Source organism: Thiobacillus sp. (genome assembly GCF_018780105.1).
Lineage (GTDB): Bacteria > Pseudomonadota > Gammaproteobacteria > Burkholderiales > Thiobacillaceae > Thiobacillus.
This window is the reverse complement of the sequence record NZ_JADMKC010000012.1, coordinates 16,843-35,763: the sequence shown is the minus strand read 5'-3', so window position 1 is coordinate 35,763 and position 18,921 is coordinate 16,843. Positions and strand designations below refer to the sequence as shown.

At 62.8% G+C, this 18,921-nt stretch carries 29 protein-coding genes; all 29 read right to left on the bottom strand.

Going from position 1 to position 18,921, the window contains the following annotated elements:
• Positions 1-45: 45 nt before the first annotated feature.
• The gene (locus IV098_RS09085) at positions 46-522 is read right to left on the bottom strand and encodes a HugZ family protein (protein ID WP_296888305.1); all 477 of its coding nucleotides are present in this window, start codon (positions 520-522) and stop codon (positions 46-48) included.
• A 282-nt stretch (positions 523-804) separates the two neighbouring features.
• Entirely contained in the window at positions 805-2,016 is a 1,212-nt protein-coding gene (locus IV098_RS09080; RefSeq protein WP_296888303.1) for an ATP-binding protein, read from the bottom strand.
• 258 nt (positions 2,017-2,274) lie between these two features.
• A complete protein-coding gene (locus IV098_RS09075) occupies positions 2,275-2,604 on the bottom strand; it encodes a hypothetical protein (RefSeq protein ID WP_296888301.1) in 330 nt (109 codons plus the stop codon).
• Between the two features lie 137 nt (positions 2,605-2,741).
• Entirely contained in the window at positions 2,742-3,212 is a 471-nt protein-coding gene (locus IV098_RS09070) for an ankyrin repeat domain-containing protein (RefSeq protein WP_296888299.1), read from the bottom strand.
• Between the two features lie 34 nt (positions 3,213-3,246).
• On the bottom strand, positions 3,247-3,636 hold the full coding sequence (locus IV098_RS09065) for a hypothetical protein (RefSeq protein ID WP_296888298.1): 390 nt from the start codon (positions 3,634-3,636) through the stop codon (positions 3,247-3,249).
• Positions 3,637-3,643: 7 nt separating this feature from the next.
• A complete protein-coding gene (locus IV098_RS09060) occupies positions 3,644-4,522 on the bottom strand; it encodes a tRNA nucleotidyltransferase (protein WP_296888296.1) in 879 nt (292 codons plus the stop codon).
• A 17-nt stretch (positions 4,523-4,539) separates the two neighbouring features.
• Positions 4,540-4,854: a Rieske 2Fe-2S domain-containing protein gene (locus IV098_RS09055; protein ID WP_296888294.1), complete on the bottom strand. Its 315-nt coding sequence runs from the start codon at positions 4,852-4,854 to the stop codon at positions 4,540-4,542.
• A 46-nt stretch (positions 4,855-4,900) separates the two neighbouring features.
• Positions 4,901-5,335: a hypothetical protein gene (locus IV098_RS09050; protein WP_296888292.1), complete on the bottom strand. Its 435-nt coding sequence runs from the start codon at positions 5,333-5,335 to the stop codon at positions 4,901-4,903.
• 36 nt (positions 5,336-5,371) lie between these two features.
• Complete coding sequence (locus tag IV098_RS09045) at positions 5,372-6,070, bottom strand: fumarylacetoacetate hydrolase family protein (protein WP_296888290.1); 699 nt, start codon at positions 6,068-6,070, stop codon at positions 5,372-5,374.
• Between the two features lie 42 nt (positions 6,071-6,112).
• Positions 6,113-6,376 (bottom strand): hypothetical protein, encoded by a 264-nt coding sequence (locus tag IV098_RS09040; protein WP_296888288.1) that lies wholly within the window; start codon positions 6,374-6,376, stop codon positions 6,113-6,115.
• 30 nt (positions 6,377-6,406) lie between these two features.
• The gene (locus IV098_RS09035; protein ID WP_296888286.1) at positions 6,407-6,601 is read right to left on the bottom strand and encodes a hypothetical protein; all 195 of its coding nucleotides are present in this window, start codon (positions 6,599-6,601) and stop codon (positions 6,407-6,409) included.
• Positions 6,598-8,109 carry a YdiU family protein gene (locus IV098_RS09030; protein WP_296888284.1) on the bottom strand — a complete coding sequence of 504 codons (1,512 nt, stop codon included), beginning with the start codon at positions 8,107-8,109 and terminating at the stop codon, positions 6,598-6,600. The genes IV098_RS09035 and IV098_RS09030 overlap by 4 nt, the downstream gene beginning before the upstream one ends.
• Positions 8,109-8,723, bottom strand: coding sequence for a glutathione S-transferase N-terminal domain-containing protein (locus IV098_RS09025; protein WP_296888283.1), 615 nt, complete (start codon positions 8,721-8,723; stop codon positions 8,109-8,111). The genes IV098_RS09030 and IV098_RS09025 overlap by 1 nt, the downstream gene beginning before the upstream one ends.
• A gap of 5 nt (positions 8,724-8,728) precedes the next feature.
• Complete coding sequence (locus tag IV098_RS09020) at positions 8,729-10,309, bottom strand: FAD-dependent oxidoreductase (protein ID WP_296888281.1); 1,581 nt, start codon at positions 10,307-10,309, stop codon at positions 8,729-8,731.
• Between the two features lie 22 nt (positions 10,310-10,331).
• On the bottom strand, positions 10,332-10,646 hold the full coding sequence (locus IV098_RS09015; protein ID WP_296888280.1) for a hypothetical protein: 315 nt from the start codon (positions 10,644-10,646) through the stop codon (positions 10,332-10,334).
• Positions 10,647-10,652: 6 nt separating this feature from the next.
• Entirely contained in the window at positions 10,653-10,961 is a 309-nt protein-coding gene (locus tag IV098_RS09010; RefSeq protein ID WP_296888278.1) for a hypothetical protein, read from the bottom strand.
• Between the two features lie 37 nt (positions 10,962-10,998).
• Positions 10,999-11,166 (bottom strand): hypothetical protein, encoded by a 168-nt coding sequence (locus tag IV098_RS09005; RefSeq protein ID WP_296888277.1) that lies wholly within the window; start codon positions 11,164-11,166, stop codon positions 10,999-11,001.
• Positions 11,163-11,456, bottom strand: coding sequence for a hypothetical protein (locus IV098_RS09000; protein WP_296888276.1), 294 nt, complete (start codon positions 11,454-11,456; stop codon positions 11,163-11,165). The genes IV098_RS09005 and IV098_RS09000 overlap by 4 nt, the downstream gene beginning before the upstream one ends.
• 20 nt (positions 11,457-11,476) lie before the next feature.
• The gene (locus IV098_RS08995; protein ID WP_296888274.1) at positions 11,477-13,195 is read right to left on the bottom strand and encodes an ATP-binding protein; all 1,719 of its coding nucleotides are present in this window, start codon (positions 13,193-13,195) and stop codon (positions 11,477-11,479) included.
• Complete coding sequence (locus tag IV098_RS08990) at positions 13,192-13,593, bottom strand: hypothetical protein (protein ID WP_296888273.1); 402 nt, start codon at positions 13,591-13,593, stop codon at positions 13,192-13,194. Before IV098_RS08990 ends, IV098_RS08995 begins: the two co-directional genes overlap by 4 nt.
• Before the next feature lie 201 nt (positions 13,594-13,794).
• Positions 13,795-14,028, bottom strand: a complete 234-nt coding sequence (locus IV098_RS08985) for a zinc ribbon domain-containing protein (protein ID WP_296888271.1) — start codon at positions 14,026-14,028, stop codon at positions 13,795-13,797.
• A gap of 226 nt (positions 14,029-14,254) precedes the next feature.
• On the bottom strand, positions 14,255-15,457 hold the full coding sequence (locus IV098_RS08980) for an ammonium transporter (RefSeq protein ID WP_296888269.1): 1,203 nt from the start codon (positions 15,455-15,457) through the stop codon (positions 14,255-14,257).
• 68 nt (positions 15,458-15,525) lie between these two features.
• Positions 15,526-16,350: a twin-arginine translocase subunit TatC gene (gene tatC, locus IV098_RS08975; RefSeq protein ID WP_296888267.1), complete on the bottom strand. Its 825-nt coding sequence runs from the start codon at positions 16,348-16,350 to the stop codon at positions 15,526-15,528.
• Positions 16,347-16,814 (bottom strand): Sec-independent protein translocase protein TatB, encoded by a 468-nt coding sequence (gene tatB / locus IV098_RS08970; protein WP_296888265.1) that lies wholly within the window; start codon positions 16,812-16,814, stop codon positions 16,347-16,349. Before tatB ends, tatC begins: the two co-directional genes overlap by 4 nt.
• A 64-nt stretch (positions 16,815-16,878) precedes the next feature.
• Complete coding sequence (tatA, locus tag IV098_RS08965) at positions 16,879-17,091, bottom strand: Sec-independent protein translocase subunit TatA (protein WP_296888263.1); 213 nt, start codon at positions 17,089-17,091, stop codon at positions 16,879-16,881.
• Between the two features lie 17 nt (positions 17,092-17,108).
• Positions 17,109-17,447 carry a histidine triad nucleotide-binding protein gene (locus tag IV098_RS08960; RefSeq protein ID WP_296888261.1) on the bottom strand — a complete coding sequence of 113 codons (339 nt, stop codon included), beginning with the start codon at positions 17,445-17,447 and terminating at the stop codon, positions 17,109-17,111.
• Positions 17,444-17,770 (bottom strand): phosphoribosyl-ATP diphosphatase, encoded by a 327-nt coding sequence (locus IV098_RS08955; RefSeq protein ID WP_296888259.1) that lies wholly within the window; start codon positions 17,768-17,770, stop codon positions 17,444-17,446. The genes IV098_RS08960 and IV098_RS08955 overlap by 4 nt, the downstream gene beginning before the upstream one ends.
• Positions 17,767-18,168 (bottom strand): phosphoribosyl-AMP cyclohydrolase, encoded by a 402-nt coding sequence (gene hisI, locus IV098_RS08950; RefSeq protein WP_296888257.1) that lies wholly within the window; start codon positions 18,166-18,168, stop codon positions 17,767-17,769. Before hisI ends, IV098_RS08955 begins: the two co-directional genes overlap by 4 nt.
• Complete coding sequence (hisF, locus tag IV098_RS08945) at positions 18,165-18,920, bottom strand: imidazole glycerol phosphate synthase subunit HisF (protein ID WP_296888255.1); 756 nt, start codon at positions 18,918-18,920, stop codon at positions 18,165-18,167. The genes hisI and hisF overlap by 4 nt, the downstream gene beginning before the upstream one ends.
• Position 18,921: the final 1 nt, after the last annotated feature.

Below are 18,921 nucleotides of genomic sequence, written 5' to 3'. Positions count from 1 at the left end.
TAGGCACGCAGAGTGCGGCCCAAAAAGACAAACGAAACAGGGGCCTCAGCCTTCGCCCAGCACTTCGACAAGCGTCTCCGGCGAAAGCGTCGTGGCCTGGGCAAAGCCGCCGACGAAGCGGATCGACTCAGGCCATATGGCGAACAAGGAAAAGTCGGCAAAGCCGAACAACTCCGCGCTCTGGGGAAAGCGGGCCAGGTAGGCGGCCTTGGCCTCGGCCTGGCCTTCGGTCGCGTCGGCGTATTGCACCGCCCGGCCTTGCACCGTGATCCGGGCCAATGCCTGAACCGGCACATCCGGCGTCGGTGGCGCGACGACCAGCAGACTCACGTGCGGGCTCAACAGCATGTCCCGGGTGTGCGCCGCGAGCTGGCTGACATGAATGACGAAACCCGAGCCGCCGGGAAGCATGGCGAAGGGCACCATGGACACATACGGCAGCCCGTTGTGCAGCGTGCCAAGGGCCGCCACCTGTTGGGTTTGCAGAAGCGTGCGGAGGGTTTGGGCGTAGGCGAGATTCATTGGTGGGGCCTAGGGTTCAGCGGCGCTGGGTTTGATTCGTAACGTGAAAGTTGCCGGCGCGGCACAATGGTTCCATGGGTTGGCTGCAGGCATTTGATGCTACCAGCGTCCAAACCTTCATGCTTTTGCTGTCCTTGAACCGGCCAGCAAGTGACGGTCAATTGATTCGCCATGACTGATCAGGATATTTGGCTCTTACGAGTGTCCATCGTATCCAGAAACCGTAGCCTGTCCCCTGTTGTTGATGCTTTTCAGATACGCCTGTTCTGGGATGGCTCTGAATTACATTTGAGCTTTCTTGCGGTCGCCGAAAAGTTTTATCCAAATTGCAAAGCCACGTTGTTGAAGCCGATACTCCCCAATCCTTGAGGAATTCTTGAGAATGATTTTGCGCGAAGTGAGCGCCTGTAATGCATTGGAGAGTGTGGTTTCATCGCCTGTGAACTTTTCTCGGATCTCCGCTTTGGTTACCCAAGCGTTCATTTTCTCGGCCATGATCGCCAGAACTTGCCGGTACTCATCGGATTTAATCCGATCGTAGAAAGCATTCTCGTAGTAGCGACTGCCAATAGCATCAATTGCTCCCCCCGTCTTGAATGCAGCATCCAAGACGTCTTCGTCTGAAATTTCCCCATCGGCATTAACGTCGAACGCAGAGTAGGCAAATTGCTGTATGAAGTGCGGATAACCTTCAGAGAGCATAGAGATCATATTTCGAGCATTCCCTGTGATCGTTGTCTGCTCTGAGTTGATTCTATTCCCCTCTTCTAAGCCCTTATCAATAACGTACTCCCTATCAGCTGCACCAAGTTCTTCAATCTTTATATGCGTAAAAATGCGGACAGAAGATTCGTGAGACTTGGACAGCTTTTCAGGAGTATCCGGAAGGCCGGCAAGGATGAACATGACGTTATCGCACCCATGTCTCTGTAACGCCTCAGTAATTGTTTTGAAGAAGTGCCCAATCCGTAGCGCCGGAGTTGCGTTGTCGCACTCGTCGAAAAGAAACAGAATGCCATCCTTCTTTTTCTCACCCCGCTCAGGGTTAACTACACGCTTACACGTTTCCGCAAGTGAGTAAGCGAAGTTGTCTAATTGCAGTTCGACCTCGGAGTCTTGTTCTGCTGCGCTAATGCCAGAGTCCATCACCCGAAGGCGTTGGACGAATGACCAAGTCTCGGAGAGGAAGCTTCGGACAGCCTCAATCTTCCCAAGCTCACGTGTAATGTTTCGCTCGATAAGCTTGAGCAGTGTGACTATGTCGAGCTTGTCTGAAACCGGAACACTGATCGATACGAAGTCGAAATTGCCGTGCTCAATACACTCAATGTTTCCATTTGAAACGTGCTTCAAATAGAACAGAAGTGACGACTTCCCAATGCCACGATCACCTGTGATCATGAAATTGCAAGGCTGATTGTGCTTGGTTTGGAAGAGCCCTTTTTCCAGAGCAAGAATCTCGTCATACCGGCCAGCGAACATGGCAGTTGGCACAGGGCTATTCGGCCTGAAGGGATTGATTCTTGGCATGAGATATTTTTAGCCATAAAAAATGGTGGACTGACACCAGTGTACTAGACGTCCGTGAGCCTCAAGCTCGTGCGTCTGATTTGGCCGAACACCAGCCCATCGCGATGCCCGCTCTGGCGGCCGTTTAAGTCATAGTAAACAGTCGTCTACCTGGGTTGGTGAACATCCAAAATCATCAGCCATCGCACGGACAACCCAACAACCATCGCAACTTTACCGGCCTCAATCCCCTTGCATTTTGCCGCCCTGCTCCGCCCACCAACTGGAGATGGTATCGATGAGCCGGATGGTGCCCGGTAAACGGGCGTAGGCCGTCTGCTGATTCGCATTGGCAGGCTCAAGGGTGCGCCACCAGACGATGAACTGCCTGATGAGGGCGCGCGCCGGAATCTGTTCCGGGGCGAGACCGGGAAATCCCTGCAATTCAAAACTGTGCTCGATGTCCTGCAGGCAGGAAAAAATGTAGTCGCGATCCGTCCCGAAATCGATCGGCCGATTCGGGGCGCGCTTGATCATGCGCTGTTCGCTGAGCTCGGGGATGTAGGTTTTCATTGCGCGAGGCTACGTCCGACGCGGGCTCGTTGCCAAGTCTTCCGGCTCTTGCTGCGCATCGGCCGGATGCGCTTCAGCAAACATGCGGGCGGTTGAGCGTAAGCCGTCTTCGTCCTGATGCCGCGCCCGCGCGCGGCTCATGCCGCCTGCAGATGCAGGCGACTGCGCAGCAAGTCGATGCAGCCGCGATTGGCGGCGAGGTCGAGTGCGGTGGTGCCGTCGCGGGTGGCCAGTGTGGTGTCGGCGCCGGCATCGAGCAGCAGCTGGACGAGTGCGGTCTGGCCGGTCGATGCGGCGTAGATGAGCGCGGTGGCGCCGCTGGCGTTCTGGCTGTCGAGCGGTGCGCCGGCCTTGATCAGTGCGTTGGCGCAGGGCGCGCTGCCGGCCTGGCAGGCAAACCACAGCGCGCCGTTGCCGTCGGCGTTCAGTTCGCGCGGGTTTGCGCCGCGCGACAGCAATTCGCCGACATAGCCGATGCGGCCCAGGCCTGCGGCGTGCATCAGCGGCGTGGTGGTGGCGTCGATGCGGCCGTGCAGGCTTTGCCGCAGGGTGGCGGTGGCGGGGAAGCCTTCGTTTTCGAGCCAGGCCTTGAGTGCGATGTCGTTCATGCTTGGGACTCCTCGTTTAATTTCGGTACATCGGCTAGCCGAACAGGCCGTCGCGCAGAAAAGCCTTGTAGTCCTTCATGACGGGCTTGGGGATGGCCGCTTCGGCGTACACGCGCAGCGGGTGGATGGCTTCGAGTGCGGTGGGTTCGGGCTGCAGGCGCGCGGCGTTGATTGCGGCATGCACGGTGCCGTCGAACAGGGGCGCGGCAAGGTGGCGGACGACATCGTAGATGGCCATGACGGCGAGTTTTTCGCCGGGCAGCATCTTGCATTTGTTGTCGAGAATCTTGAGCACCACCGCGGTGGTGCAATCGACCTGTTCGGGGGTGAATGCTGAGCGTATGGCCCATAGCGCAGCTGGGTGGAGTGGCGCGGCCGGATGAAGTTGTGCGGCCTGATGGTCATCTGTAGTTGATTGCGTCATGGCTGTCTCAACCCGACCAGCGTTCCGAGCGGAACGCGAGGGCGATGGCGGCGGCGCGGGCTTCCTGCACGGCATCTGCCGTTTCCGCGCTCGCGCCAGGTGCGGCGGCATCGATGCCGGCGCAAGCTTTGAGGGCACGCTCCAGCAACACGCCTTTGGGGTAGGCCTGTGCGGCGCGTCCACCGTAGGCGCGGTAATCGCATGCGCACAGGGTCATGAGTTGCGCGTAGCGTTGCGGCCGGTCGAAGGCGCCGATGCGTTCCAGTAGCGCGGCCACCGGCCCGGCCCGCACTTCGCCGACGCGGTGGATCCGCTCGCATTCGACGAGCGCCAGCAGGGCCAGTTCGCGGCAGTCCGCCGGCACGCCGAAGCGCGCGCACATCGCCTCGATGCGGGGACGGCCGCGCTCGACGTGGCGGTAGTGAACCGGCAGATGTTCGGGCGGCGAGTCCGCTTTGCCGACGTGCATCGCCATCGCGGCAAAGCGTACCGCCAGCGGCGCGTTGCAGCGCGCCGCTTCGTCGAGCACGCGCAGCAGGTGCTGGCCGATGTCGACCTCGGGCGGGTTGTCGGCGATTTGCGGCACGCCGAACACGGCCAGCACTTCGGGCAGCACTTCGGCCAGGGCGCCGCTGGCAAACAGGGCGCGAAACATGTTCGAGGGGGTGTTGGCCATCAGGCCGCGCACCAGTTCCGGCCACACGTCGCTCGGGGCGATGAGCGTCAGCGCGCCGGTTTCGACCTGTTCGAACATCAGTTCCAGGGTGTCGTCGTCCAGTATGCCTTCGGGGCCGGCGGACAGGGCCGCCAGGCGCAGCAGGCTCAGCGCGGGATGCGCCTGCATGAACTCCGGCGGCAGGGCGGTGTATTCGGACGGCATGTTCATTCCGTTGCTGCTGTGCCTCAGCCGCCCGCCGTATCAACTTGGACCATGCCGTTTTCGATCCGCATGGGGTATTCCTTCATCGCCCAGCCGGTGGGTTGCAGGCATTTTCCGCTGTGGCCGTCGAAGACCCAGCCGTGCGCGGTGCAGTACAGGATGCGGCCGTTGAAGTCGCCGCGTCCCAGCGAGACGCCTTCATGCGGGCAGCGCGCTTCATAGGCTTTGGGCTGGCCGCCGTCGGGCCACATGATGACGATTTCCTGATCGCCGAGCTTGCAGGGAACCAGCTCTCCTTCGTAGAGCAGACTCTGTTTGCAGACGTTTTCAAAGGCCATGGCTGGCTCCCGGCAGATTGAAACAAGCATCGAAACAAGCCATGACTCAGCCGCCCATGGTGAGGTCGAAAACCTGCCGCATCAGGTTCAGTTCGACCATGGGCAAGCCGCGCATTTCGCTGATCGGCTTGAACACGCCGCCGAGCGGTTCGATCGCCTGGCGCGGTGCGTCCAGGGTGGTAAAGCGCACCAGGTGTATGCGGATGGGGCCGCTGTCGCTCGACATCCAGACATTGAATTCGTCGTCGAGCTTCAATTGCGCAGCCTCGATCCCCGCCTGCACCACCAGGGCATCCAGCACGGCTGCAGGATCATAGTGTTCGGCCTCGTCGCCGGGCGCAGGCATCGGCGCGGCGGATTCGGGCAGCGGCGCGGACGACAGGATGCTCGCGCCGTAGCGGGCAAACACCAGGGCGGTGCTGTAGCTGTCGAAGTGGCTCAGGATCACGCGGTTGCGGTCGAACAGGGTCTGGGTATTCATGGCGATGGGTCCGGGGTTGGAACGATTGAATTCGGGTTATCGAGCAGGCTCGCCGATGGTGACGATCAGCGGCTCCAGCCCGGCGACGGTGGCTTCGATCACATCGCCCGGCACCACCGGCCCCACGCCGGCGGGGGTGCCGGTAAAGATCAGGTCGCCAGGAAACAGTTCGACCAGGGTCGACAGGGTGTGCACCATCTGCGGAATCTTCAGGATCATGTCGCCGACATCGCCGCTCTGGCGGATGTCGCCATTCACCTTGAGCTCGATCTTGCCGCGGCTGATGTTGCCCGCATAAAACTCCGGGGTGATCGCACTGCACGGCGCCGAGTGGTCGAACGCCTTGGCCATGTCCCAGGGGCGGCCCTTTTCGCGGGCAGCGCGTTGCAGGTCGCGCCGCGTCATGTCGAGCCCCACGGCATAGCCGAACACGTAGTCGTAATCGACGCGGTCGACCGGGATGTTCTTGCCGCCCTTGTGCAGCGCCACCACCAGTTCCACCTCGGGCTGCAGATCCGCGGTGCCGGGCGGATAGGGAAACACCGGCTGGTTGTGCAGGATGGCGCCGGGCGGCTTCATGAAGAAAAAGGGTTCATCGCGCCCGGGGTCGGCGCCCATTTCGCGCGCATGGTCGGGGTAGTTCTGCCCGACGCAGAAAATCCGGCGCACCGGAAACGGGTTGCTCGACATGGCGTCCAGCGTGACGACGGGTGCGGGCGGAAAAGCGTAGTCCATGGTTGAAGAATCTCGAATTGAAAAGGGCTCGGTTTGGCCGGGCTACACGATGCGTTCGCCATCGCGATAGCCCGCATCCATGGCGAATTCCAGAAAATGGATTTTGAAATGCGCTTCCATGCCGCTGGCCTCCGGGATCGAGTCGGCCCGCTCCGGGTAGCGCGCCAGCAATGCGCTGCGGTGCACCTGCCAGGCGTTCAGCAATGCATCGCGGGCGGCAGCGCGGGTGCGCCCTGCTCCCCTGAACATGAAGGCGTGCGTATTCATTTCAGCCACGACAAACCCGCTCGATGATTCTGTTTCCATGACAGTCTGGCCTTGATCCAAAATCATCCATCAGCCCGTCATTCCGGCGAAGGCCGGAATCCAGCACGAAAAATCACCCCGCGAAGCGGACAAAACCATGATGCTGTTCCGCTTGCGCGGGAGATGTTCAATCCGCTGGATTCCGGCCTCCGCCGGAATGACGCCGTTTTGTCCAATGGACAATCCCGATTGATGGAATGGTGTGTTCATGACAATGCGGCTCACGACGAACAGCTGATTTCCAGATGACGCAGTTCGTCGGGCGGCGCGGCGGCGTAGCGCTCCATCCCCGGCTGTTCATCGTAGGGGCGGCCGAGCAGCCGCATCAGCGTGGCGACTTCGCTGTCGTCGCCGTCCAGCGCGCGCTCGATGGCGGCCTGCGCCAGATGGTTGCGCAGCACGTATTTGGGGTTGACCCGGTCCATCCGCACGGCGCGCGCCGCGTCGTCGGTGTTCTGCTCGGCGCGCAGCCGCGCGCGGTAGCTTGCGACCCAGGCATCGAACGCCGCAGGGTCGGCCATCTCTTCGCGCACGCCCACGGCCGGCGCATCGCTGTCGGTACGCACCCGCGACAGCAGCCGGAAACTGCGGGTGAAATCGCTCTTGCCGTGATGCAGCAGCGTGAGCAACTGGCTGACCAGCCGGGTGTCGCCGTCGCGCACCTCGATCAGCCCGAGCTTGTCGGCCCAGCGGCGCAGGGCTGCGCGCGAATAGGTGGCGGAATAGCGCTCGTAAATGGCGGTGACGATGGCGGCGGCTTCGTCCTGATCGTCGGACAGCAGCGGCTGCATGGCCTGCAGCAGGCGCGAACAGTTCCACTGCCCGATCAGCGGCTGGCTGTCGTAGCCGTAGCGGCCTTCGTAATCGGAATGGTTGCAGACATGGTGCTGGCGGAAGGCGTCCATGAAACCGAACGGGCCGTAATCGAGCGTGAGGCCGAGGATGGAAAAATTGTCGGTGTTCATCACCCCGTGGCAGAAGCCCACCGTCTGCCATTGCGCGATCAGCTGCGCGGTGCGATCGACCACTTCTTCCAGCCAGCGCGCATAGCGGTCCGGCCGGCCGCACAGATGCGGAAAATGCTGGGCAATGACGTGATCGGCCAGCGGCGCAAGCTGTTCCGGCTGGCCGCGGTGGTAGAAAAACTCGAACTGGCCGAAGCGCACGAAGCTGGGCGCAACGCGGCACACCACGGCGGCGGTCTCCAGCGTTTCGCGCTGCACCGGCTGCGGCGACGCCACCAGACTGAGACAGCGCGTGGTGGGGATGCCGAGGGCGTGCATCGCTTCGGAGCACAGGTATTCGCGGATCGACGAACGCAGCACCGCGCGGCCGTCCGAGCCGCGCGAATACGGCGTCGGCCCCGCCCCCTTGAGCTGCAGTTCGACCCGTTCGCCGTCGGGCTTGCGGATTTCCGCGATGGTCAGCGCGCGGCCGTCGCCGAGCTGGGAAACCCAGGCGCCGAACTGATGCCCGGCGTAGACGGAAGCGACCGGCGCATAGTCGGGCCACGGCCGGTTACCGGACAGGATGTCGACCAGCGCCTGGTCGCCGGCATCGATCCCCAGCTCCGCCGCGAGCGCTGCGTTGAAATGCACCACCCGCGGATGCGGCAAGGGCGTGGGCGAAACCACGGTGTGATAGACGTCGCTCAGGCCCGCATAGCAGGGGTCGAGCGGCAGCTGTTCGAGCGGCTTCGGCGCCCCGTGCAGCAAGGCTTCCTGCGGACGCATCAGCGATACCCCTCTTCGCGCAGCACCCGCTGCACCACCGGGCGCGCCAGCATGCGCTGGTAATGCGCGCGGCAGTGTTCGGGCAGCTCGATGGCCAGTTTGTCGGCCCAGAATTCCACGTAGAACAGCGCGGCATCGGCGATGGAAAACCGGCCGGCCACGTAGTCCTTGCCGGCCAGCGCCGCGTTCATGATCGCGAAACCCTGCTCGACGATTTCGCGGCCGCGCGCCTTCACCGCGTCGTGGTCGGCCGGGTTGGGGGTGAACGTATCGGTGGTGAAGAGGCGGGCGAAACCCTGGCCGTGAATTGTGCCGACGACGTAGTCCATCGCCTCGATCACGCGCGCTTCGCCCTCCGCATCGTCCGGCAGCAGTTTGGCCCTGGGGTAGCTGCGCGCCAGCCACCAGGCGATCGCCTGAAACTCGGTGAGCGCCGAGCCGTCGTCGCGCACCAGCGTGGGGATGCTCGATTTCGGATTGATCGCGAGGTAATCGGGTTTCGTATGGTCGCCCGCCGGCAGGTTGACGATGGTGGCCTCGAACGCCAGATCGAGCTCTTCCAGCAGGATGTGGATACCCGTGGTGCAGGAGCCGGGGGTCATGTAGAACTTCATGGGCTTTAAGCTTTTTGCAGCAGGATGGCATTACCGGCCAGCACGAAGTCGCGCCAGGCGGCGTACAGATCGCGCTGGATCGCTTCGACATACGCCGGCTCCGGGGCGTGCTCGGCGGGGAAATTGGAGACGGCGCAGGAGCCCCGGTTAAAGCGCAGGGCGGCGTCGAGCAGGCGAGCGCCGAAACCATGCATGGGCAGGAGCGCCGGCGCGGTGAGGTCGGACCAGCCGGGCTGCGCCACCGATCCGCTCGCATCGAACGGCAAGCCGGCCAGCTGCTGCAGCGCGGCGTCGTAGGTATCGGCCAGGCTGGCCAGTACGCTGTGGTGGGTGAGCTGTTCGCGCGCCTGGCCGGACAGCCGTTCGTTCAGCGTGCGCTGGTAGGCGGCGAGCGCGGGTTCGCCCTGCCCGTCCGCCCACGCCGCGAAGCGCTCGATACAGTGTGCGTTGAGCGCGGAAACAGGCTGCGGCGCGCGCGTCGGCGCCAGCGCATGCTGCAATCGCAGGGCGGCGTCCAGCGCGCCTTCTAGGTGGCCGCCGCCGTGCTGGGCGGTTTCGCTGCCGCCGAACAGCAGACGTCCGCCGCACCAGCTGCGCGTCAGCGCGGGGTGGCCATACTCGGGATCGCTGGCGGGATCGGCGCGGTCGAGCGCGGCGCAGGTATGGACTTCGCCGGCCCAGTCCTGCAGATGCAGCTCGCCATGTTCGGCGGCTTCGCCGAACAGCTGCGCCAGCTGGTTGCGCACCAGCATCGGCATGCCCATTTCGAATTGCGTGCGCTGATCCGGACTCATCGCCATGAAACCACCGAGCGCCGCGCCGTCCTGGTCGGGATCGCTGCCGCCGCAGGCATCGAAGATTTCACCCAGCACCGCCCGCTCATGGCGTACGAAAGCGTTGCCGGACTGTCCGGCTGCGCGCCAGAACGCTTGCGGATATGCCATCAAGGCCTTGGCCTGGGTAGCCATCCAGGTGGGCGTCACGCGCATCGCCTCGACCAGCTGCGGATCGAGCGCGGGGGTGAAGTGCACGCGTTCCAGCAGCAAACGCGGCGGCACGGCCAGCACCACGCGGCGCGCGCGGATCACGGTTTCGGCCGCGCCGGGCGCATCGGCAGGGTTGCGAAAACGCAATTCGAGATGCGCCCCCACATCGGTCAGCGCGACCAGTTCGTGCGCCAGTCGCACTCTGTCGGCAGGCACGCTGCCGGACAGGGCCTGCACCAGTCCGGCCATGCCGCCACGCAGCCGCTGCGAGCCGCCATGGATGGCTTGATCGAAGGTTTCGGCGTCTTTCTCGGGATCGCGCATGCGCAGCACCGCGCCGCTGTCGTGCTGGGGGAATGCCTCCAGGCCGAGTTCCGCGACCAGCGTGGCCATGTGCGGCTCGGACTCGGGCCAGAACCAGGTTGGGCCGAGATCGAGCGCCATGCCCTGATTGCTGTGCGCGCCCAGAATCCTTCCGCCGAGCCGGCTACGCGCCTCGAACAGCAGGAAGGACTGGCCACGCGCATGCAGCGTGTGCGCCAGCGCCAGGCCGCACAGGCCTGCGCCGACGACGGCAATCTCGGTATCTATTTCATTCATGTCTGACCCCGTCTGCCTCGCCTTACAGGTCGTCCTCAAGCGCATCCATCGCCACCAGCTGCTCGCGCAAGGCCATGTGTGCGTAGAACCCATCGTACTTGTCGTAGAGCGGATCGCTCTGCAGTGCGCCGATCGCCAGCTCGTCGCTGAGGTGGACACGGCAGTCCTTGAGATCACGCGCGAGTGCATCGACGCAGGCATCGAATTCACTCACCGCCCCGTCCTGACACACGTTCGCTCCATGGGTCGCGCGCACCTTGAGCACGAAATCCTCGCGGTTGAACGCAAACCAGGCATGCGGGCGTTTCTGGTGCGGGATTTCAACAATGTAGATCATGGCGACTCAATCGCGGATCGACGTGACGACGTTGATCGATTGGCGCAGCCGCTCGGCGATACCGGTCGGGCTGCTCTCATACGCTTCGCGCGCTTCGTTCAGCGCCGCCTGCGCGACGAGCGCTTCGTCCCAGGTGAGCGGCACGCGCCCGGCCAGGTGGGTGGCCTTGGGCACCGCTTCGATGATGGCTTTCCAGTTGGGATGCTGGACAACCGGAATGAGCCACTCGGCCTCTTTCACGCCGTCCAGAAATACGGCGCGGCCGATCACTTGCAGCTTGCGGCCGTCTTCGGTGGTCTTGATGTGAGTTGCCATGTCTTTGCGCTCCTATGCAGCGTTGAATGGGTGGTGCCTAGTCGTCTTCCATCGACGGCAGCAGAATCACTTCGTCCGGCATGCCGTCGCCGTTTTCCTCAAAATCCAGCCCGCCGACCAGCGAGTAGCCGGCATCGCCTTCGAGCAGCACGACCGCCTCCGCGGGCATCTTCTGCAATGCGGCGATCAGTTGCCCGACGGTCATTGCACGCCCGGGCTGACGGTGAGCCAGATGTCGGTATCCCCGCGTACCAGCCAGTTCAGGGTGACCGCGCGGAAGGCCTTGTCCTCGGCCGTTTCCCAGATCACGCACAGCAAGGCTTCGTCCCGGGTCAGCGGCTCGTTCTTCGCCAGTTTGTCCTTGGCCGCCGCGCAGGCCAGCGGGTCGGCGTCGTGGTCCAGGAACACCGCATTGGCTGCCGCGATGCCGGCGGCAATCTCGTCCGCGGTGGCCATTTCGACGTGTTCGCCTTCGAAGGTGATGCTTGCTTGCATGGGTTTCTCCTGTTGCTGCGTCATGTGGAACAAGGCTGTTGCGCAGGCCGCTCCAGTTCCATGCCGCGAAAGATCGAGCAGCGCCGGAACACTTCGGCACTAGGCGGAACCTGCTTCTGGTTGCAGAACTTGGCGGCCAGCTTGGCCAAGCCCTTGATGTCGCGGCCGCTGGCGCCGGGAAACAGCGCGACCAGTTCGTCCAGCAAGGCGTCGTCGACCGTGAGCGCGAACTGCTCCAGCATCACCTGCCAGATCCGCCGCCGCGCGTCGTGATCGGGCGGGTAATAGCGGATCAGGGCGATGCAGCGCGAGACGATGGCTTCGTCGATGTCGTCGACCCGGTTGGTGGTGAGGAACAGCAGGCCGTTGAAATATTCCAGCACGCGCAGGAACACGCCGACTACGGCGTTCATGGCGATGTTGTCGTCGCGGCGCTTGATGTAAACATCGGCTTCGTCGATCAGCATCACCGCGCCCCAGCGCTGCGCCCGGGTCAGCACGTCCTTGAGCGCGGTCTCCATCGCGGCCACGTTGAGCCCCAGCTGCCCGGAGTGCACGCGGTACAGCGGGCGCTGGATGATTTCCGAATACACCTCGGCGGTCAGCGTCTTGCCCACTCCGGCGGGGCCGGCGCACAGCACCGTGGTGCCGCCGGACTTGCCGGCCACGATATCGTCCATCAGCACGTCCATCTCGGCGGTCAGGATGTCGATGAGGTCGGTCTGTTCCGGCGGCAGGATCAGCTTCTGCTTCAATGCCGGCTGGTATTCATAGGGGGCGATGTCGTCGACGTGTACCCACAGGTAGTGGTGCAGGTCGAGATGGAACATGAAGATGTAGGGATGCACCGGCAGCTGGGTGAACAGCCCCTTGGGCATCGCCGCCTGGGTTTCGCCGAGGGCTTCTTCGGCATTGTATTGATTGCTCTTCGCCGCCTTGCGCAGGTAGGGGCCGAGAATATCCCCGGTCGTTTCCAGCGTGGTGGTACGCGCGCTCAGGATGCCTTCGTCGTTGACCAGCCGGGTGGCGCCGCCGCCGGAGGACAGCACCACCACGTCCTTGCGCGACCAGTCGGTGTCGCGGTGGGTCGCGCTCGGGTCTTCGGCATAAAAGCCCGTGCCCTGCGCGGAGAACTGCTTGCCGTACTGGGCGCGCCAGTCGAAATAGCGCGCCACGCTGTCGTCGTAGGCGGCGATCAGTTCGGCGCTTTCGCGCACGTAGCCCTTGGCGGCGATGATTTCCGCCGCGGTCTTGCCGACGATATCGGCGGTGGAAATGCGGAAAGCCGACGTGGCCAGCGTGCCCTTGGCATTGGCCCTGAGCTCGATGACTACCTTGCCGGTTTCATCGTTGGTCGACGCGATGTAGTCGAGACGGGTGACCACGTAAGCCAGCGGCTTGTCCGCCACATCCAGACGGAACAGCCAGCCCCGCACGGCATCCGTCATCAGATAGGCGGCGATCGCCGGCATCAGCATTTCGAGGTCGTCGTCAGGGCCGAAGCGGACGCCCTGACCGTCGAACGCCTGTTGCAGCGTGGCGAGTTGCGCCGCACGCGTACGCATGGCGGGGCCGGCTTCGCGATAGAGATTGCCGAGGAAGCCCAGCTCGATGCCGGAGAACTGGCTGAACGGCAGCGTGACCTTGTTACCGAAGAGCAACTGGTCCTGAAGCGGCGCGAGACGCGGAAATGCCGTGATCATGGCCTCGACGTAGGGACGCTCGATCTGCAGGTTCATGGCGCGCTCCCGTTCATCCCTGGCCCGTTCATCTCAGGCCGGGCAGGCTTGCATTCGAAAACCGCCGGTTGCTCCTTGCGGTAGAACCGCAGCCACATCAGCGTGGCCGGCACCAGGGAACGCACCGCAAACCACAGCGCGTCCTGTTCCGCGGTCTTGTCCGGGCCGCCCAGTTGGCGCGCGACGGTATGCCAGCCCGCCCAGTCCACTTCGACCAGCGTGCTCAATATCGACGGCGCGAGATTGGCAATGCTGTCGCTGATGGCCTTGACCTGACGCTGGGTTTCCGCGCGGGTGAGGCTGGAGGCAAGAAATTCGTCCTGTTCCAGCCCTTCGGTCAGGATGAGCACGCCCACCCCCGCCTCTTCGATGATCGAAAGCAGCGATGCGTTCAGCATGGGCGGGGCTCCGGCAGAGCGGTGCGCCGCACCCGACGGCGGCGAAAAATGAATGTCGCCAGTTCGCGCAGGCAACAGCCCCAGGCATGGCCGTGCTTTTTCATGGGCGCGGGCCCAATGCGATGCTGGCCAGGACAATGTGGGATTTTGTCGCAAACCCGACAAATACGCGGCGTGATGGCATACGTGAAAACATGCCGGTCACTTGCGGCGCGGACGCTCGGAGGGCGCATAGTTGCTGAAGTGACCCTCGCGTGCAGCCTGGCCGCGCGCGCGCGCAATGATGTCTTGGGTTTTGCCCGGAGCCGCAGGCAGCGACACCAGTTTCTCGACTTCGGCGCTCCCGCATTCAGGGCACACGTAAGCGGTCGATCCGCGCACCAGCAACTCGAAATTGCAGTTGCATTGCTTGCAGTGAAAGTCGAATAAGGGCATGCATCCTCCTGTAGCGTTTGCGACAAACGGCTTGTACAGACAGGTATATGCAAGAACGGGGCCTGATTCACCGGCAGGCGGACAGCCGTGTCGCGAACCGGCCGGCGCGGGGAAAAACGCAGCGCGAAGCGCAAACAACAACGCCCGGCGGAACCGGGCGTTGAATGGGAGCTGCCTGACGCGGGCGGCGGTTTTTCAAACCGCCATTCCCGCCGGCGCCGCGCGCTTACCAGCTGGTTTCGCGCTCGGCTGTCGCAGACACCTTGTGAATGCTGAGGTCGGCGCCGTTGAACTCTTCTTCCGGATCGAGCCGCAGTCCGACAAAGCGTTTCAGGGTGCCGTACACCAGCACGCTGCCGATCACGGCCACCAGTATCCCGCCCAACGTCCCGATCAGCTGCGCGGCGAAGCTGACGCCGCCCATGCCGCCCAGCAGCTTGCTGCCGAAAATGCCGGCGGCAATGCCGCCCCACGCGCCGCACAGACCATGCAGGGGCCACACGCCCAGCACATCGTCGATCTTCAATTTGTTCTGCGTCACCATGAACATCCACACGAAGAGCGCGCCCGCCACCACGCCGGTGGCCAGTGCGCCCAGAGGATGCATCAGGTCGGAGCCGGCGCACACGGCGACCAGACCCGCCAGCGGGCCGTTGTGTATGAAGCCCGGGTCGTTCTTGCCGATCACCAGGGCGGCCAGCGTACCGCCCACCATGGCCATCAGGGAATTCACCGCCACCAGACCCGATACCGCCTCGATCAACTGCGCCGACATGACGTTGAAGCCGAACCAGCCCACGGTCAGAATCCACGCGCCCAGCGCCAGAAAGGGAATATTCGACGGCGGATGCGCCGAGACCAGGCCGTCCTTGGTGTAACGGCCGTGCCGCGCGCCCAGAAAGTACACCGCCGGCAAGGCGATCCAGCCGCCTACCGCATGCACCACCACCGACCCGGCGAAGTCATGAAACTTGGCGCCGGTACTGGCTTCCAGCCAGGCCTGGACGCCGTAGTTGCCGTTCCAGACCAGACCTTCGTAGAACGGGTACACCAGGCCGACCAGGGCAAAGGTTGCGGCAAGCTGCGGGTTGAAGCGGGCGCGTTCGGCGATGCCGCCCGACACGATGGCGGGAATCGCCGCGGCAAAGGTCAGCAGGAAAAAGAATTTGACCAGGTCGTAGCCGTTTTTGGCGGACAGGACTTCGGCGCTGGAGAAAAAGCTGACGCCGTAGGCGACGCTGTAGCCGATGAAGAAATAGGCGATGGTGGAGACGGCGAAATCGGTGAGGATCTTGACCAGTGCGTTGACCTGGTTCTTCTTGCGCACCGTGCCCAGTTCGAGGAAGGCAAACCCGGCATGCATGGCCAACACCATGATACCGCCGAGCAATACAAACAGAACGTCACTGCCTGACTTCAACGCTTCCATACACCGTCTCCCAAATGTTTTTTTATGGTTTGTCTACAGCCTGCTCCCGGCTCGCGCGGCGAGCCCGGTCATTTCAGATCGCGCGATCCCGTGTCCGCCTGGTCCGATTCGATGCGGTCGAATTCGGAATCCATGTCCGCTTCCGACATCGGCTGGTAATCCGATTCCGCTTCCGGCTTCGGTTTTGAAATCAGCGCGGCCACGATGATGCCGGCCTCGTACAGCACCCACAGCGGCACCGCCAGCATGAACTGCGAAATGATGTCCGGCGGGGTGAAAATCGCGCCGATGACAAACGCACCGACGATGACGTAGGGGCGAATTTCGCGCAGCTTGGCCACCGAGACCATGTTCATCTTGACCAGCAGCACCACGGCAACCGGCACCTCGAAGGTGATGCCGAAGGCCATGAACAGGGTCATCACGAAATCGAGATACTTGCCGATGTCGGTCATCACCGCCACGCCGACCGGCGCCACGCCGACGACAAAACCGAACACCACCGGGAACACCAGGAAATAGGCGAACGCCATGCCCAGCAAAAACAGGATCACGCTGGCAATGATCAGCGGCACGCCCAGCCGCTTCTCGTGCTGATACAGCCCCGGCGCGACAAACGCCCATATCTGATAGAACACCCACGGCAGGGCCAGCAGGAACGCGGTCATCATCGTGACCTTGATCGGCACGAAGAACGGCGTGGTGACATCCGTCGCGATCATCTGCCCGCCTTTGGGCAGGGCCGCCAGCATGGGCTGGGCGAGCAAGGCGTACAAATCCTGCGCCCACGGAAACAGGCACACGAAAATGACGATGATCGCCAGCACCGCACGCAACAAGCGGTCGCGCATTTCGATGAGATGCGAAATGAAGCTGTCTTCTGTCTGGCTCATGCGGGTTTGCCGGCGTGATCGCCCTGCGCCGTTTCGATCACGGCAACCGGCGCGGGCGGGCGGGGATTCTGGTCGGGCAGGTCGAGCGGCAGGCTCTGCTGGGCCGGGGCGTCGGCCGGCGCGGCCTCCAGGACGGCCGACTCGGACACCTTCCTGCTCGCGTCCGCAACCGCCTGATTGACGCTCTCCAGCTCGTTGCGCAGGTAATCATCGACCACCGTTGCCTGCTGTCCGACATCGGCAGCCGCCGACTCGATCGATTGCTTGAATTCCTCGCCGGCCCGGCGCATTTCGTCCAGCCGCATTTCCTGGCTGATGTCGGTTTTCACGGACGATACGTAGCGCTGCAGGCGTCCATACAGGTGCCCGGCCGTACGCGCCACCTTGGGCAGCCGTTCAGGGCCAATGACGATCAGCGCAACCACGCCGATCACGATCAGTTCGGTGAATCCGATTTCGAACATGGGTCAGGTACAGGACTCAAGACGCAAGATCCATTGGATTTCCTTGCAGCTTGCGCCCTGCCGATTAGTTCTGATGTTTGTCCTTGACTTCGACGTCGATAGTGCGACCCACGTCGGCCGAATCGTTCAGCTTCGTTGTGTCGTCCTTCATGCCGTCCTTGAAACCCTTGACCGCCCCGCCCAAATCGCTGCCGATGTTCTTGAGCTTTTTGGTGCCAAAAACCAGCAACACGATGACCAGTACGATCAGCCAATGCCAGATGCTCAAACTACCCATGATGATTCTCCTTGAATTTAAATATGCGCGACGGGATCACCGCCGCCGAATACGTGTGCATGAATATGAAACACTTCCTGACCACCGCCGCGCCCGGTGTTGAGCAGGGTCTTGAAGCCGCTGTCGAGGCCGTGTTCCTTCGCGAGGCGCGGCGCCAGCAGCATGATCCTGCCGAGCAGGCGCTCATGTTCGGGCGTGCACTCGGCCAGCGATACGATGTGCGCCTTGGGAATGATCAGGAGATGCACCCGCGCGAACGGATGAATGTCATGAAACACCAGCAGCTCGTCGTCTTCATAGACCTTGCTGCACGGCAACTGGCCGGCAACGATTTTGCAGAAGATGCAGTCACTCATGTCGATTCGCCTTGCCGATTCGCTTTTTCAGTCAAACCCGAGAGGCCCTCGCGGCGCGCCAGCTCATTCAGCACGTCGGACGGCTTCAGTCCCTTGTGCGCCAACAGCACCAGGGTATGAAACCACAAATCGGCGACTTCGTAGATGATCTTTTCGGGCTGGTCGTCCTTGGCCGCCATCACGGTTTCGGTCGCTTCCTCGCCGATTTTCTTCAGGATGGCATCCGTACCCTTGGCGTACAGCTTCGCCACGTAGGAACTGTCCGGCGCCGCCGTTTTGCGCGCTTCCAGCGTCTCGGCCAATCGATCCAGGATGTCGCTCATTTGCGGTAGATCTCGTCGGGGTTCTTCAGCACCGGGGTCGTCGTCACCCAGTGGCCGCCGCCCTGATTATCCATGGCCAGTTTCTGGAAAAAACATGAACGGCGGCCGGTATGGCAGGCGATACCGCCCAACTGCTCGACTTTCAGCAGCACCACGTCGTTGTCGCAATCAAGGCGGATTTCGCTGACGTTCTGCACGTGGCCCGACTCCTCGCCCTTGCGCCACAGACGGTTGCGCGAACGCGACCAGTACACGCCGCGCAGCGTGCGCGCGGTTTCTTCAAGCGCCTCGCGGTTCATCCACGCCACCATCAGGATTTCGTGGGTGACCGCGTCCTGCGCAATCGCGGGCACCAGGCCCTGCGCATCCCATTTCACGGCATCCAGCCAGTCGCTCATAGCCGCACCTCGATACCGTGCTGCTTCATGTAGCGCTTGGCTTCGTCGACGCCGTATTCGCCGAAATGGAAAATGCTCGCTGCCAGTACTGCATCGGCATGGCCTTCGCGGATGCCATCGACCAGATGCTGCAGGTTGCCGACGCCGCCACTGGCGATGATGGGAATGTCGACCGCATCGGAAATCGCCCGGGTGAGTTCGAGGTCGAAGCCGCTCTTGGTGCCGTCGCGGTCCATCGAGGTCAACAGCAATTCGCCCGCGCCCAGCTGCGCCATCTTTTTCGCCCATTCGACGGCATCGAGCCCGGTGGCGGTGCGTCCACCATGGGTGAACACTTCCCAATGATCGCCCACGCGCTTGGAATCGATCGCCACCACGATGCACTGGCTGCCGTAGCGGTCAGCCGCATCCTTGACCAGTTGGGGATTGAGCACCGCCGAGGTGTTGATGCCGACCTTGTCGGCGCCCGCGTTCAGCAGACGCTGCACGTCGGCTACCGTACGCACGCCGCCGCCGACCGTCAGCGGAATGAACACTTCGGACGCGACGGCTTCGATGATGTGCAGAATCAGGTCGCGATTGTCGGACGTCGCCGTGATATCGAGAAAGGTCAGTTCGTCGGCGCCCGCCTCGTTGTAGCGGCGTGCGATTTCGACCGGATCGCCGGCATCCTTGAGCTCGACGAAGTTGACGCCTTTGACGACGCGCCCATCGGTGACATCGAGGCAGGGAATGATGCGCTTGGCGAGCATG

Coding starts and splice junctions, on each gene's coding strand:
- IV098_RS09085 (WP_296888305.1), bottom strand. CDS start 522: ATGAATCTCGCCTACGCCCAAACCCTCCGCACGCTTCTGCAAACCCAA.
- IV098_RS09075 (WP_296888301.1), bottom strand. CDS start 2,604: ATGAAAACCTACATCCCCGAGCTCAGCGAACAGCGCATGATCAAGCGC.
- IV098_RS09070 (WP_296888299.1), bottom strand. CDS start 3,212: ATGAACGACATCGCACTCAAGGCCTGGCTCGAAAACGAAGGCTTCCCC.
- IV098_RS09065 (WP_296888298.1), bottom strand. CDS start 3,636: ATGACGCAATCAACTACAGATGACCATCAGGCCGCACAACTTCATCCG.
- IV098_RS09060 (WP_296888296.1), bottom strand. CDS start 4,522: ATGAACATGCCGTCCGAATACACCGCCCTGCCGCCGGAGTTCATGCAG.
- IV098_RS09055 (WP_296888294.1), bottom strand. CDS start 4,854: ATGGCCTTTGAAAACGTCTGCAAACAGAGTCTGCTCTACGAAGGAGAG.
- IV098_RS09050 (WP_296888292.1), bottom strand. CDS start 5,335: ATGAATACCCAGACCCTGTTCGACCGCAACCGCGTGATCCTGAGCCAC.
- IV098_RS09045 (WP_296888290.1), bottom strand. CDS start 6,070: ATGGACTACGCTTTTCCGCCCGCACCCGTCGTCACGCTGGACGCCATG.
- IV098_RS09040 (WP_296888288.1), bottom strand. CDS start 6,376: ATGGAAACAGAATCATCGAGCGGGTTTGTCGTGGCTGAAATGAATACG.
- IV098_RS09030 (WP_296888284.1), bottom strand. CDS start 8,109: ATGCGTCCGCAGGAAGCCTTGCTGCACGGGGCGCCGAAGCCGCTCGAA.
- IV098_RS09025 (WP_296888283.1), bottom strand. CDS start 8,723: ATGAAGTTCTACATGACCCCCGGCTCCTGCACCACGGGTATCCACATC.
- IV098_RS09020 (WP_296888281.1), bottom strand. CDS start 10,309: ATGAATGAAATAGATACCGAGATTGCCGTCGTCGGCGCAGGCCTGTGC.
- IV098_RS09015 (WP_296888280.1), bottom strand. CDS start 10,646: ATGATCTACATTGTTGAAATCCCGCACCAGAAACGCCCGCATGCCTGG.
- IV098_RS09010 (WP_296888278.1), bottom strand. CDS start 10,961: ATGGCAACTCACATCAAGACCACCGAAGACGGCCGCAAGCTGCAAGTG.
- IV098_RS09005 (WP_296888277.1), bottom strand. CDS start 11,166: ATGACCGTCGGGCAACTGATCGCCGCATTGCAGAAGATGCCCGCGGAG.
- IV098_RS09000 (WP_296888276.1), bottom strand. CDS start 11,456: ATGCAAGCAAGCATCACCTTCGAAGGCGAACACGTCGAAATGGCCACC.
- IV098_RS08995 (WP_296888274.1), bottom strand. CDS start 13,195: ATGAACCTGCAGATCGAGCGTCCCTACGTCGAGGCCATGATCACGGCA.
- IV098_RS08990 (WP_296888273.1), bottom strand. CDS start 13,593: ATGCTGAACGCATCGCTGCTTTCGATCATCGAAGAGGCGGGGGTGGGC.
- IV098_RS08985 (WP_296888271.1), bottom strand. CDS start 14,028: ATGCCCTTATTCGACTTTCACTGCAAGCAATGCAACTGCAATTTCGAG.
- IV098_RS08980 (WP_296888269.1), bottom strand. CDS start 15,457: ATGGAAGCGTTGAAGTCAGGCAGTGACGTTCTGTTTGTATTGCTCGGC.
- tatC (WP_296888267.1), bottom strand. CDS start 16,350: ATGAGCCAGACAGAAGACAGCTTCATTTCGCATCTCATCGAAATGCGC.
- tatB (WP_296888265.1), bottom strand. CDS start 16,814: ATGTTCGAAATCGGATTCACCGAACTGATCGTGATCGGCGTGGTTGCG.
- tatA (WP_296888263.1), bottom strand. CDS start 17,091: ATGGGTAGTTTGAGCATCTGGCATTGGCTGATCGTACTGGTCATCGTG.
- IV098_RS08960 (WP_296888261.1), bottom strand. CDS start 17,447: ATGAGTGACTGCATCTTCTGCAAAATCGTTGCCGGCCAGTTGCCGTGC.
- IV098_RS08955 (WP_296888259.1), bottom strand. CDS start 17,770: ATGAGCGACATCCTGGATCGATTGGCCGAGACGCTGGAAGCGCGCAAA.
- hisI (WP_296888257.1), bottom strand. CDS start 18,168: ATGAGCGACTGGCTGGATGCCGTGAAATGGGATGCGCAGGGCCTGGTG.
- hisF (WP_296888255.1), bottom strand. CDS start 18,920: ATGCTCGCCAAGCGCATCATTCCCTGCCTCGATGTCACCGATGGGCGC.